Source organism: Nitrosomonas sp. Nm51 (assembly GCF_900111165.1).
In the GTDB taxonomy this organism is placed as follows: Bacteria; Pseudomonadota; Gammaproteobacteria; order Burkholderiales; family Nitrosomonadaceae; genus Nitrosomonas.
This window is the reverse complement of sequence record NZ_FOGH01000005.1, coordinates 54,668-68,430: the sequence shown is the minus strand read 5'-3', so window position 1 is coordinate 68,430 and position 13,763 is coordinate 54,668. Positions and strand designations below refer to the sequence as shown.

Below are 13,763 nucleotides of genomic sequence, written 5' to 3'. Positions count from 1 at the left end.
ATGTGCAAACTGAAGAAAAGCAATCATTGAATCTCAATGATATCAGCCTGGCCTACGCACAGGCGCTTAAACAAGGTGTTTCCGCGATTGAATTGCTTGAGGAGACCAGCGGATACGCGCCCAATGAACTGATTCGGGAACTGGGGCGGTTACTGCATATTCCGGCGCTGGAAATGAAAACGATCCATGCACTGGAGCCGGCTTTCGATATCCTGCCATTTTCGGAAGCGGTCAGGCATGAATGCGTTTTGTTCAAAACAGACGGTGGTTTCTTGCTGGTTATCAGTAATCCGTTTTCATCGAAATTGCGTTTATGGGCTGAAGAGCGTTTTGAAATGGACGTTGCCTGGCGCCTGGTGCATCCGGCTGATTTGGCGGCTTTCTTTACCCAGCAGGAAAAAAACATGCGCGCCATGGATCATGTACTGCCGGATCAGAATCTGGACGAAATCCAGAGCAGTATTGAAGACCTCTCCCTGAAAACCATTAACGAAGGCACCAGTCCGGTGGTTCGCCTGGTGCATTCCACATTGTATGACGCGCACAAATCACAGGCCAGCGATATTCATCTGGAAATGGTGGTGGGTGCGCTGTCGATCAAATACCGGATTGATGGCGTGCTGATGTCGGTTGGCGTCATTAAAGGCGCCGATCTGGCCGAACAGGTGATTTCCAGAATCAAAGTGATGTCGGAGCTCGATATTGCCGAGCGGCGTGTGCCGCAGGACGGGCGTTTTAAAGTTTCCATTCAGGGCAGGGAAATCGATTTCCGGGTTTCCATCATGCCCAGTATCTTCGGTGAAGATGCTGTACTGCGGATATTGGACCGTCAGGCTTTGTCGGATCATGTTGACGGATTAACGCTGAATCATCTGGGATTCAGTGCATCGGATATCGCAACGCTGCGCCGGCTTAGTTCGGAGCCGTACGGCATGTTGCTGGTTACCGGTCCGACCGGGAGCGGAAAAACAACATCGCTGTACGCTGCGATTTCGGAAGTCAATCAAGGCAATGATAAAATTATCACCATCGAGGATCCGATTGAATATCAGCTGGCGGGCGTGTTGCAGATTCCGGTCAATGAAAAAAAAGGACTGACTTTCGCGCGCGGGCTGCGTTCAATCTTGCGGCATGATCCCGATAAAATCATGGTCGGCGAGATTCGCGATGCCGAAACAGCGCAAATTGCGATCCAGGCTGCGCTGACGGGACATCTGGTTTTTACCACAGTGCATGCCAACAATGTGTTTGATGTGATTGGGCGTTTTTCGCATATGGGCGTGGATCCCTACAGCTTTGTTTCGGCTTTGAACGGTATTGCGGCACAACGGCTGGTGCGCCTGTTATGTCCGCACTGCACGGTGGATGAGTGCCCGGATGACGAACAGATCAAAGAAGCCGGTATCGACCTGGAGGCAGCGGCCGGCTATGCATTCCGAACCGGAAAAGGTTGCGGTCAGTGCCGTGGCAGCGGTTACCGCGGACGCAATGCGATTGCGGAAATACTGATTCTGAATGATGAAATCCGCGAGTTGATTGTAGCGCAGGAACCAATACGCAAGATTAAAGAGGCGGCCAGAAAAAACGGTACGCAGTTTTTGCGTGAAGCGGCTTTGGAAATGGTCAGAAAAGGCGAAACCAGTTTAGAGGAGGCCAATCGTGTCACCATTGTGGCGTGACCGGATTGATGTGTTTTTTGCACCCGGCCGTATCGATCTGGCGCGTTCGAGGCGTGGTTTAAAGCCGGTCCGGCTGCCTGTGATCACCGAGCCGGTTGCTAACGATGAAGATACGCGCCCCGCCTGGTTGCAGCCTGTGCAGCAGCTTGAACCCTTGTTGGCCGATGCAGCCGGCGCAGGTATGACCGTCACGCTCTCCAATCACTTTGTCCGTTATGCCACACTGCCGCCGCAGCCTGAAATCACTTCGCCTGAGGAGGTGCTGGCCTACGCAAATTTCCGCATGCGCGAAATTTATGGTGCGCGTATCGATCAATGGGTGCTCAGTGTCAGTGCATGGAGTCCGATATACGGCGCGATTTGTGCGGCAATTTCCCAGGAATTGTTTGCGACGCTGGCGGAATTGTCAGCGCGTCATCAGATCAGGCTCGATGGCATCGAACCGTATTTTAGCGCGGTTTTGGACACATGGAATAAAGCGCTGGACAGGCAAAGATCTTTTGTCGCTTTAGTTGAAACCGGCCGTATCTGTGTTGCTTTGCTGGAAGATGGGGTGTGGCAGAGTTTACGCAACCAGCGCGTTCTGAACGACAGGATTGATGCGCTATGGGCTGCGCTGGATCAGGAAGCCGTGTTGTCCGGTCAGAAAGCGCCTGTTGAACAGGTTTTTCTGTTCGCGCCGGAACATCCGGTATTGACGTTGCCTGATGAAAGCGGCTGGCAAATCGTTTCGTTGCAGGCTGGCCAAATGCCCGTGCCCAGGCATTATCCGGCCGTTGTGGCGGATAAGCCGGACAAGTCTGGGGAGGGGGCGTGTCCCGCCTGAAGTTATCCTTTCCGTATTCGGGCCAGCAGGTTCGCAGTATCGATATAACGCTGTTATGCGTCGGTTTGATTGCAGTGCTGTTTGCTTTTTATCAGTTCAGACAGATAGCCGAAGAGTCGGGTGTTTTGAGCGCGCGTGTCGAGCGTCTGGAGAAACAGCAATCCGGTACTGCTGCGGCTACCCGTTCGCGTTCGCGCGCAACAGCGCGAACGCGGGAATTCAGCCAGGAAATCAGCAAGGAATTGCAGCAAGCCAACGTGATTATGGGACAGATCAATTTGCCCTGGGAAGCACTGTTTGATGCCATAGAGCACATTATTACCGAAGATGTTGCATTACTGGCGCTGCAGCCGAATGTTACAAACAGGGTTTTGCGGATTAGTGGAGAAGCGAGAAATATGGGGGTATTGCTCGATTTTATCGAGGCGATGGAACGCGAGGCCGTTTTTGAAAAAACGCATCTCGTCAACTACAAAATCAAACAGGACAATCCCTATCGGCCAGTTGACTTTCTGTTAACCACGGTATGGACAACAAATTCTTGAGGCGTGATGTCATACAGGCGCAAAGTCAGCGGCTTATGCTGTTATTGCGCTGGCAGGCGGCCTGCCTTGGCAACACCGGTAAAGTCGGCGTGGGCCTGCTGGTTGTCGCAGGTATTTTTTTGCTGGGCGCAGTATTGCCGGAGAAAAAAGCGCTGGAGGCGTTGCAGGCGCGCGAAAACATTTTGAAACAGCAGATCCGGTCCGGCTCCGATGGTGCATTCGTGGTTGCACAAAAATTGACCAATGATCAGGCGTTACAGAAGTTTTATGATTTTTTTCCGCGCTTTGATTCGTCGCCATTCTGGATACGCGAGCTGGTGCGTGTGGCGCGAAAACAGGGTCTTGAAATTAACAGCGGCGACTTTCGCCTGACTTTTGAGCGGGACTGGCGGTTGTCCCGGTACGATATCACTATGCCTGTCACGGGCAGGTATGCCCAGATTCGCGCATTTATGGCCGATGCGCTGGAAGCTGTGCCGGCGATGGCGATTACAGGGTTTTCCATTAAACGCGACAATATACAATCTGCACAGCTGGAAGTACGTTTCGAAATGCGTCTTTATCTGAATGAATGAATACCATGGATGCGGCGGAGAAAAAGCGAAAAACGATTATTGGCCTGGCTTTGGCGGTAACATTGATAGCCGTGGTGCTGGTCGAGGATGAAGAAGAGATGACTGTCGATACGGCGCAACCGGTTGCGCCGAAAAAAACGACGCGGACGACAGTCGAAAAGTCGCGCGCGCAAACCGTACGAAACGATTCTCTGGACGTTGACCAGCTCGGTCGGAGAAAATTCGATCCACAGGCAGGTGAGCTTTTCGCAACAACCACCTGGGCGCCGAAACGGCCGCAGATCAGTCCGCAGCAGCAGGCGGTGATCGCGAAAAAGCGCGCCGAAGCCGAGGCCGAGGCCAGGGCAAAAGCAGCGCCACCGGCGCCGACACCGCCGCCGCTGCAGTTCAAATATATTGGAAAAGCCATTCAGGGCAACAAAATCTGGGTTTTTCTGGCGCAGGACGGTGAGAACTATATCGCCAGGATTGGTGAAAAAATCGATGCGCAATACCGTCTGGATACCGTCAATGACGAATCGGTTACATTGACCTATTTGCCGCTGAACGCCAAACAAACGCTTACTATAAATGATCAGCAGACAGGAAAATTTTGATGAGGACGAATAAATGCGCTGTTTTTTTATTGATAATGACGTTACTTGCCGGTGGTTGCGCGATTAATAACAAAACCTTCGGCACCCGCAACAAAGCGTTTGAAGAGGGGCAAATTCTGATACAAAACGGTGAACTCGAGTTGGGTCTGTTAAGGTTGGAGCAGGCTGCGCAGGAAGAACCGAACAACAAGGAAATTCGCGCTGTATTGGTTCGCCAGCGCGACGCCGTACTCGGACAAATGCTGACGGATGCCGTCAATACGCGCCTGTCGGGCGATCTGGATTTTGCCGAAGAAAAGTTCTTGCGGATACTGGACTTGTTTCCGCGAAATGAGCGGGCGCAAGAAGGCCTGGAAGCCGTCAGTCAGGACCGCGAACATATTGCATCCGTCGAATACGCGCAGCAATTGCTGGCGTTCAATGATGTGGATGGCGCGGAAAAGGTCGTCAGGGCGGTATTGCAGGAAAACCCGATGCAACCGCAGGCGCGCGAGTTTATCAAGGAACTGAACAAGCATATCGCCCGTGCCGAGAGCACTGACCTGACGCTGGAGACCGCGTTCAAAAAGCCGCTGTCGATGGAATTTAAAGACACTGAACTCAAATCGGTGTTTGAAATCATGTCGCGCACGGTGGGCGTCAATTTCGTTTTCGACAAGGACGTGCGGCAGGAAGCCAAGGTTTCGGTGTTTGTGCGTGACAACACGGTAGAGGATATTCTGAAGCTGCTGTTAATGACCAATCAGCTGGCGTACACACGCTTGAATGACAATTCCCTGTTGATTTATCCGAATACGCCGGCCAAGCAGAAAGAATACCAGGAGTTGACAGTGCGCAGTTTCCATGTGGCGTATACCGATGTCAAACAGATGGTGGCCATGGTCCGGGGGTTGGTCAAGGCCAAGGATATTTACGTCAACGAACAGCTCAATCTGTTTATCCTGCGCGATACGCTGGAGGCGGTCCGCATGGTCGAAAAACTGGTGTCGCTGAACGATTTGCCCGAAGCGGAAGTGATGCTGGAAGTGTTGATACTAACAGTGACTCGCACCAATAATTTCTTGTTTGGGCCGAACCTTCCACAGAGTGCGCAGTTTAGCTTTACCAAAACGGTGCCGGGCGCTGAGGCGGCGTCCGCTACATTCGATGCAATTAGTGGCGCCGGTTTTCCGAGTTTAAAAAGTTTTTCAATAACCGATCAGGTGAAATTGGATTTTCTGCATAACGTAACACTGGGGGATATACTTGCCAATCCACGGGTGCGCGTTAAAAACCGAGAAGCGGCCAAATTTCATATTGGTACAAGAGAGCCGATATTTACGACAAATGTTACTGCAGGTGTTGGCGCAGTGGTGACATCGACGCCGACATATATTGATATCGGAACGAAACTGGATATCGAGCCGGTGATTAGCTCAAATAATGAAGTGTCAATGAAAGTCCAACTCGAAATAAGCAATATTGAAAGAGATAAGCCTGGGCCTAACAACAATTCAGCGCCTGTGATTAACACAGTTAATGCGGAAACGGTAATGATACTAAAAGATGGTGAAACGCAAGTGCTCGCTGGGCTACTTGAGGATAATGATACAAGAACCGTAAAAGGTTTGGCCGGTTTAATCAATATTCCGGGTTTGGATCGCCTGACTTCCGGACAAAAGGTTGATCGGACAAAACGCGAGATTGTTTTGTTGCTGACGCCACGTATCATTCGTAACCTCCCTCAACAAAACAATCATGAAAGCGAGTTCCATTACGGCACCGCCAACGAAGCCGGCAAACTGCCGGTCAGAATACGCAAAACGTCGGCCGGTGGACTGGCGATGGCGCCTGTCGGGCACGCTGGCAGAGGCGGGGCGGCGTCCGTGTTGGGCAGGGGCGCGCAGGCGTTTGCAAATGACCGGGCGCAGGCTTCTCCCAACCCGTTTGCGCGCCAGGCCGCGCTCAATGCGTCAGGTGAACCAACGCTGACGATACAGGCTCCAAGCAATATGACGTTTGAGAAGGAGTTTTCGGTGAGAGTCAGACTGGTGGGCGCCAGAGCCTCGGTAGCCGGTGAGGCACAGGTGAGTTACGATTCGGCGATGCTGGAACTGCTCGACGCTGAGGATAACAGCGGTACGCATACGATTAAATTCGGCAGGAACGAACCGAGTGGCATGGCCGCGCAGCTGCGCTTCAAAGTAGTCACGCCGAATGCCGGGGAAGCGGAAATCAGCGTGCAGAGCGTAACCGGAGAAGATGCCGAATCGGGTGAATCGGTTGACATTGCACTGCCGGAACCTGCAATTATCAAAATTCAGTAAATGACCGGGCATATGGCTTGTTTCAGCAGGCGTTATCAACAACGCGGCTTTACACTGATTGAGCTGATGGTCGTGCTTGCAATTATGGCAGTGCTGGCTACGGCCGCCATGCCGTTGCGCGAATTGTCGGTCAAGCGTGAGAAAGAGCACGAGCTGCGTATCGCATTGCGCCAGATACGCAATGCGATCGATGCGTACAAACAGGCAGTGGATGACGGCCGTATTGAAAAGAAAGAAGATGAATCCGGTTATCCGCCTGCATTGGAAGATCTGGTGAGAGGTGTGCCGGATATTAAAAGCGCCGAGCCGAAGAATATCTATTTTTTGCGGCGCCTGCCGCGCGACCCGATGTTTGAAGATCTGGATGTTGCAGGGATAGAGCAGACGCCGGCGGCTGAAACCTGGGGACTGCGCAGCTATGAAAGTTCGGCTGAAAATCCCAGGGAAGGCGATGATGTTTTCGATGTGTATTCACTCTCGGAAGCAACCGGCCTGAACGGTATTGAATATTCCGAATGGTGATATCGATGGGCCGTAAAAAACCGGTTGCGACTGTGTACGGTGGCTATGGTGGCGCGGGATTCACGCTGATTGAGTTACTGGTGGTCATGGCTATCATCGCAACATTGCTGAGTATCGTTGCGCCACGGTATTTTAATTCAATCGAAAAAGCCAAGGAAGCGGTGTTGCGTCAGGATCTTAAAATCATGCGCGATGCGATCGACCAGTTTTATGCGGATTTTGGCAAATATCCACTTGATCTGGAAGAACTGGTAGACCAGCGCTATCTGCGCAGTATTCCTATCGACCCCATGACCGAAAGTAATGCAACCTGGGTTGAAATGCCCTCGCCGAATGAAGATGAGGAGGGTGTCTATGATGTCCATAGCGGTTTTACCGGCAGGGCGCTGGATGGTACGTTTTATGAAGAGTGGTAGGCGATGAAGTGTTCGGACAGAGGGTTTGTGTATCTTTGGGCGCTGTTTGCCGTGACCGTGGCCGGCGTTGTCATGGCGGCGACGGGGCAGGTATGGCAGATACAAATGAAGCGGGAGAAAGAGCGGGAGTTGTTGTTTATTGGTGATCAGTTCAGAAAAGCGATCATGTCATATTACAACAATCAGATCACCGGTGTGCGGCAATATCCGGAGTCATTGGAAGAACTGCTGGAAGATAAACGCGGCCCTGTGACGATACGGCATCTCAGAAAAATGTATATCGACCCCATGACGATGGAGGATGAATGGGGGGTGGTTGAAGAAGAAGTCCCGCAGCAGCAGGCGCAGAGACAGAATAATGCCGCCGGAAATGCGAATACTGCCAATCCCGCCGGCAACTCGCCCGGCATGCGTCAGGCGAGTGCACGCAAGGGCATCGCCGGGGTTTACAGTCTTTCGAATAAGCGGCCTTTGAAAAAAGACAATTTTCCGGAGCATCTTGCCAAATTTACCGAGGCTGAAACCTATCAGGACTGGCAATTTGTCTTTTCAAAAGATGCCGGTGGTGATAATAACGCAACCCGGCAGGGCTCTCAGCGCGGGTCGGCCGGCACGCCTGCATCGCCGTTTGGTACGCCGGGCGCAGCGGGTGGCGCATCAGGCGGCGCGTCCACGCCGGCGTCCCCACCTGCATCTCCTTTTGCGCCGCCAGCATCCGGCCAGACCGGGCAAAACCCGTTTGCGCGTTGATCGAAATAATGAACCTGCATTACATTGTACGTTGCAACATGCAAACGGATAACAGCGGCTTGAGTGAATGGATTTTTTGCCTGTTTTCCTGAACGTTAAAAATCAACGCTGCCTGGTTGTTGGCGGGGGGGCGGTGGCTTTGCGCAAGATTTCATTATTGCTTGAGGCGGGTGCGGCTATACATGTCGTTGCCCCTGCATTGATTGATGCGCTGGAATCGTTGCTGCAACAGCAAAAAATCACGCATGATGCGCATTCATTCGAATCGAGGCATCTTGACGGTTGCATGCTGGTAATTGCCGCGACAAACGATTCTGAAATCAACCGGAACGTGTACGAATCCGCCTGTGCAAGAAATATCCCCGTCAACGTGGTTGATAGCCCAGAACTATGCACGTTCATTATGCCGGCCATTGTTGATCGTTCGCCGCTGATGATCGCTATTTCCAGCGGAGGGCATGCGCCTGTACTTGCCAGACTGCTGCGCGCCCGGCTGGAAACACTGATACCGCACGCCTATGCGCGCCTGGCTGCGTATGCGGCAAAATTCCGCCCGCTGGTTAAGCAGCGTTTTTCTTACAAAAAGAACAGGCGCCTGTTCTGGGAAAAGGCGTTGCAAGGGCGGTTTGCAGAGATGGTATTGTCCGGCAAAGACAAAGCGGCGCAAGCCTGTTTGCGGCAATTGCTGGAAAACGAGCGCGATCACGCGCCCCGGGGCGAAGTGTATCTGGTCGGCGCAGGGCCGGGCAATCCCGATTTGCTTACGTTTCGCGCCATGCGCCTGATGCAGCAGGCCGATGTGGTCGTTTACGACCGGTTGGTATCGCCTGCCATTCTCGACCTGGTGCGGCGCGATGCCGCGCGTATTTATGCCGGCAAGGAGCGTAACCGCCATACATTGACACAGGAATCGATTAACCAGCTGCTGGTACGGTTGGCGCAGGAAGGTAAGCGCGTGCTCAGGCTCAAGGGCGGCGACCCGTTTATTTTCGGCCGCGGCGGCGAGGAAATTGAAACCCTGGCGGGTCATCAAATTCCGTTTCAGGTCGTTCCAGGTATCACGGCTGCATCAGGTGTTGCGGCATTCGCTGGTATTCCGCTAACACACCGGGATTATGCGCAATCGTGTATTTTTGTCACCGGGCATTTGAAAAATAACAGCCTTGATCTCGACTGGCCTTCTTTGGCGCGGCCGAATCAGACGGTTGTGATTTACATGGGTTTGCTTGGTTTGCCGGTATTGTGTAAAGAATTAATCGCGCACGGGTGTCCGCCCGGCACTTCTGCTGTGATCATCCAGCAGGGCACCATGCAGACACAAAAAATTGTAATTGGTACATTGGAAACATTGCCGGATCTGACGGCCGATGCACAGCTCGCCGCGCCGACACTGATTATCGTTGGCGAAGTTGTGCGGTTGCATCGGAAACTGTCATGGTTTGAACCCGAAGATAATCATTGATTATGCGGTTTGCGGCCGTTTAAACAAAAATCTATTTTTTAGCTAGGGGTGTTAGCAATTATGATTTATTTGCTGATCGTTACATGCAAATCATTAGCAACTCCTATGTTTGGCGTCGGATTGCCGCAGAGATGGCTGCAGAAAACCTAATGAATTTCAATTTCAGCCGGTTAAAGATTACTTGTTAGCTTCGTGTTTTCAGTGCTATTTTATGCCCTAAAATACCACTTAGGGTGCCGCCTGCTATCACCAGTACCATGCCCAGCCAGGCGATGGGCGGCAATAATTCATTCCAGACCAGTATGCCCCACATGCCTGCAAACAGGACAGTGCTATAACCCAGCGAACTGACAACCAGCGTTGTGCCGGTGCGGTAGGCGCGTGTCATGGCCAGCTGCGCCAGTGTGGCGGTGATACCGATACCGATCAGCAGATACATATTCTGTTGTGTAACCGGGTTGAATGTGGTGAGCGCCAGCCATACGCCGGTGATCAATGTACTGATCAGGGTGAAGTAAAACACGATCCGCCATTCCGACTCGCCCAGATTACCAAGTTGCCTGACATTCATATAGGCGATCGCAGCGAAGAAGCCGGACGCCAGGCCGAGCGACGCGGCCGTCCAGTGATCATTGTTTAGTGTGGGACGCAACAGGAATACGACACCGACAAATCCCAGTGCGACCGCAAGAACCATTGGCCAGTGTAATTGTTCCCGTAGGATGAGCGTAGAAAACAATGCCATGAACAACGGCCAGGTATAATTGAGTGAAATGGCGGTGGCCAGTGGCAGTTCGGTAACGCAGTAAAAAAACATCAGCAGGCTGCCAAGGCCGGCCAGACTCCTGCAGCAATGTGTTTTCCAGTATCCGGTTTTGAGTGTGAGGCGATGATGGCGTATAAACAAGTAAGTAATTCCCACGCCCATCAGGGAGCGATAAAACACCAGCTCGATACTGGTAAAATGACCTGCGCCGAGTTTGACCAGAACACCCATACAGGCAAATAAAAAGGCGGCCACCAGCATCCAGAAAGAGCGCATAGCTTAAGGGTACCTCTAAAAATCCGGAGTTTTAAACAAGACAAGGCGAAAGCAAAAAATGTTAACGCAGCATATAATTTATATGTAAGGAAATATTTTTTGTGAACAATGCAGTATTGTAACAAAGTCTGGATTTTTAGAGATGCCCTTGAGTGATAGGAGTATGTTTATGCGCGTTTATAAAAACGGCGCTACTTCACGTCGCAGAAACTGATGGAAATGAACCATGCCGGCTTCCATGGGCATCTGGTAAGGACCTGTTTGGTTGGCAGACTGCTCATACAATGCACGGCGGCCGTCGTTCATGCGCATGCATATTTCTTCATCTTCCGCGGCGGTTTCCATGTAAGCGGCCTGTTCGGCCTCGACAAATTCACGTTCGAAAAGCACGATTTCCTCTGGGTAATAAAATTCAACAACGTTAACACAGTGTTCCACGCCGATGGGTACAATGGTGCTGATAACGAGCGTATGCGGGTACCATTCCAGCATGATATTCGGATAATACAACATCCATATTGCGCCATGACGCGGTAACTTGTCTTCATAGTGCGCCAGAACCTGCTGTTGCCATTTTTCATATACGGGGGTGCCCGAACGTTTCAGGTGACCGCTGTTGACGCCTACCGTTTGCGCGCTGTACCAGTCTCCAAATTCCCAGACAAGATCAGCGGTGTTGACGAAATTACCTAGCCCCGGGTGAAAAGGATCGACATGGTAATCTTCCAGATACACTTCAATAAATGTCTTCCAATTGCAGTGATAGTGATCAATTCGTACGCTATCAAACAGATAATTCGAAAAATCAAAGTCATGCGGTACACTGAGGCCTGCCATGTCTTTTTCTATCGCGCGCTTGCCGCAGAATAACAAACCATTCCAGGTTTGTAGCGGTGTTTTTTCCAGATGCAGACAGGGGTTGTGATCAAAGTGCGGCGCGCCGAGTAACCGGCCATCCAGAGCGTAGGTCCAGCGGTGCAGCGGACAGACGATACGCTTGGTATTGCCTCTGCCCTGAAGGATACGCGCCTGACGGTGACGGCAGATATTCGAAATCAAATCAATGCCGCCCCGATGGCGTATCAGCGTTTTAGCATGATGCATCCATTCGGGCACATAATAGTCGCCAACCGCCGGTACCATGACTTCATGACCGACATAGCCAGGCCCGTTGTCAAACAGAAGTTTTTTCTCTGCCTCCAGAATTTTCGGATTGAAATACCACTCAACGGGCAACTGGATGGATGACCTGGCCAGCTGCGTAATTTCAGTCATGTCCGACATATTAAATAATCCTATCCTAAATCGTTCTATGCAGCGTAAAACTGATGGTGTAAAAACTTGAAAAGCTATAATTTTAAGATCGAAAAATCAAGATAAGAAGAACCTAAACGAGACAGCTTGGCTATAATAGCGGGTGTGGTAGAAAAATTTCATTATCCTTCTATCAGTTAATGAACGTACAACATGTATTATGGTTATGATGTAATACAAACCATTTAATTGATCAATTTATTAAACAAAAGAGAGAGTTTTGATGAAACGCAATCAAAAGTTCAGAATAAATCCATGGGTTTGCCTGGTTTCTGTTGCTCTGGCTGCTGGACTGACTGCTTGTGGTGATAGTAATACAGGCGTGAGTGGCGGCGGCAGTAGCAAAGTAACGGCTGAGAAACGGGTGATGCCGACAGGTGCGGCGACGGGTGTACTGCTTGACAGTCCCGTATCAGGTGTGGCGTATAACGCATCGTCCGGTAAAAAAGGGGTAACCAATGCAGCGGGTGAATTTGATTTTGATTATGGAGATACCGTTGAGTTCAAGCTGGGCGAACTCGTTCTGGGAAAGGTGCAGGGAGCACCGATTGTTACACCGATTGATCTGGCTGATGGCGATGACAAACGGCTGATTAACCTGCTGGTATTACTTCAGTCACTTGATGAAGACGGGGACGCATCAAATGGTATCAATATAACTGAGGAAGCAGCGGCTGCTGTAAATAATTCAATCAAACTCAACAGCGAACCGGAAGTATTTGCTGCTTCGTCCGCGTTGCAAAATGTTATGGAAGCTGCGGGCATCGCGCATGCGGCTAAAACAATTGAGGAAGTCAGTGAGCACTTTATGGTTTCAGGTGTGACTGCTCTGAGCGCGCAAATCTGGGTTAATTATAGCGATAGTACCGCATCTGTATTGCGCGTTGCTGCTGACGGGAGCGGTGAATATTTGCAAGGCCAGGCAACCCCGGATGATTCATGCGATGAAAACCGTGTGTGTGGGGGGCGCACCATTTTTCAGGCTGGTGTTGAACATGGTGCTGCCAAGGCAATCGAATTCGATACGCGGGGTTTCAAGGTCATTGGTGAAACGACGATTGACACCAATTTAAAAGCCGGGTTGTCCGATCCGGGCCCAACGCGCCGCATCCGTACAGACGGTCTGGATATGATTAATTCCGATATCGTAACGGTACAACGGGAAAGAGAACAAAAAAGCGTTTTTGGAGAGATGTTCCATATTGCCAAACCGATTGAGCTCAGCGATGAAAATGAGGTGGTTGAAAAAGAAATCAAGGAAACCCGGTTTTCAAGAATCGATAACGATCCCAATGGTATAGTCGGTGCCTGGGCGTTTGACGCTGATGCTATTCACACCAAAATGCTGGTATTTTTTGCAAATAACCGCTTCATGTCTGTCGATCCGATTGGCGAAGCAGCCCGGGAAAATCAGGAGCGCTGCGCCAAACCGGGTGTGGAGTTTGCAAATTATGATTACAATAAAGCCAGCAATCAACTGAAAATCTCCAGCTTTACGTATAACACGGATGGTTGCATTGGATTCTCCGGAAGCGATGGTGCACATAGTTTCGTCATTGATGCGGACGGCAATACCGCCAAACTCGAGATGCAAGGTGAGGAACCGGTAACGGTTTATCGTGTTTCCGGTTGAACCGGTACTGCAGTCAATTCGCAATATACGCACATATGCCGCTGCATCACCGGAAGTTGTTCGCTCTCCGGTGATGCAGCGCTGATCCAGCCTTCTT

The 13,763-nt window shown here is 51.1% G+C and carries 13 protein-coding genes; 11 read left to right on the top strand and 2 right to left on the bottom strand.

Annotated elements, in window-relative coordinates; all coding sequences use genetic code 11:
• Positions 1-2: 2 nt before the first annotated feature.
• From BMY60_RS03560 to cysG, 10 genes are all read left to right on the top strand, one after another.
• A complete protein-coding gene (locus BMY60_RS03560) occupies positions 3-1,679 on the top strand; it encodes a GspE/PulE family protein (protein WP_256250660.1) in 1,677 nt (558 codons plus the stop codon).
• A complete protein-coding gene (locus tag BMY60_RS03555) occupies positions 1,660-2,505 on the top strand; it encodes a hypothetical protein (RefSeq protein WP_090331263.1) in 846 nt (281 codons plus the stop codon). The genes BMY60_RS03560 and BMY60_RS03555 overlap by 20 nt, the downstream gene beginning before the upstream one ends.
• A complete protein-coding gene (locus BMY60_RS03550; RefSeq protein WP_090331261.1) occupies positions 2,493-3,050 on the top strand; it encodes a PilN domain-containing protein in 558 nt (185 codons plus the stop codon). Before BMY60_RS03555 ends, BMY60_RS03550 begins: the two co-directional genes overlap by 13 nt.
• Entirely contained in the window at positions 3,032-3,625 is a 594-nt protein-coding gene (locus tag BMY60_RS03545; RefSeq protein ID WP_177166566.1) for a hypothetical protein, read from the top strand. Before BMY60_RS03550 ends, BMY60_RS03545 begins: the two co-directional genes overlap by 19 nt.
• Entirely contained in the window at positions 3,622-4,221 is a 600-nt protein-coding gene (locus BMY60_RS03540) for a hypothetical protein (protein ID WP_256250659.1), read from the top strand. Before BMY60_RS03545 ends, BMY60_RS03540 begins: the two co-directional genes overlap by 4 nt.
• Complete coding sequence (locus BMY60_RS03535) at positions 4,221-6,527, top strand: secretin and TonB N-terminal domain-containing protein (protein WP_090331260.1); 2,307 nt, start codon at positions 4,221-4,223, stop codon at positions 6,525-6,527. The genes BMY60_RS03540 and BMY60_RS03535 overlap by 1 nt, the downstream gene beginning before the upstream one ends.
• Positions 6,528-7,049 carry a type II secretion system protein gene (locus BMY60_RS03530; protein WP_090331258.1) on the top strand — a complete coding sequence of 174 codons (522 nt, stop codon included), beginning with the start codon at positions 6,528-6,530 and terminating at the stop codon, positions 7,047-7,049.
• A gap of 5 nt (positions 7,050-7,054) precedes the next feature.
• Positions 7,055-7,465, top strand: a complete 411-nt coding sequence (locus BMY60_RS03525) for a type II secretion system protein (protein WP_090331323.1) — start codon at positions 7,055-7,057, stop codon at positions 7,463-7,465.
• A gap of 3 nt (positions 7,466-7,468) precedes the next feature.
• The gene (locus BMY60_RS03520) at positions 7,469-8,215 is read left to right on the top strand and encodes a hypothetical protein (protein WP_090331257.1); all 747 of its coding nucleotides are present in this window, start codon (positions 7,469-7,471) and stop codon (positions 8,213-8,215) included.
• A gap of 67 nt (positions 8,216-8,282) precedes the next feature.
• A complete protein-coding gene (gene cysG, locus BMY60_RS03515; protein WP_090331255.1) occupies positions 8,283-9,677 on the top strand; it encodes a siroheme synthase CysG in 1,395 nt (464 codons plus the stop codon).
• Positions 9,678-9,861: 184 nt separating this feature from the next.
• On the opposite strand, the gene BMY60_RS03510 is transcribed toward cysG, so the two are convergent.
• Positions 9,862-10,719, bottom strand: coding sequence for a DMT family transporter (locus BMY60_RS03510; protein ID WP_256250658.1), 858 nt, complete (start codon positions 10,717-10,719; stop codon positions 9,862-9,864).
• Positions 10,720-10,896: 177 nt separating this feature from the next.
• Positions 10,897-12,003, bottom strand: a complete 1,107-nt coding sequence (locus BMY60_RS03505) for an aromatic ring-hydroxylating oxygenase subunit alpha (RefSeq protein ID WP_090331252.1) — start codon at positions 12,001-12,003, stop codon at positions 10,897-10,899.
• 253 nt (positions 12,004-12,256) lie between these two features.
• Between BMY60_RS03505 and BMY60_RS03500 the strand changes: the two genes are divergently transcribed.
• A complete protein-coding gene (locus tag BMY60_RS03500; RefSeq protein WP_090331250.1) occupies positions 12,257-13,666 on the top strand; it encodes an adhesin in 1,410 nt (469 codons plus the stop codon).
• The last annotated feature ends 97 nt before the right edge of the window (positions 13,667-13,763 follow it).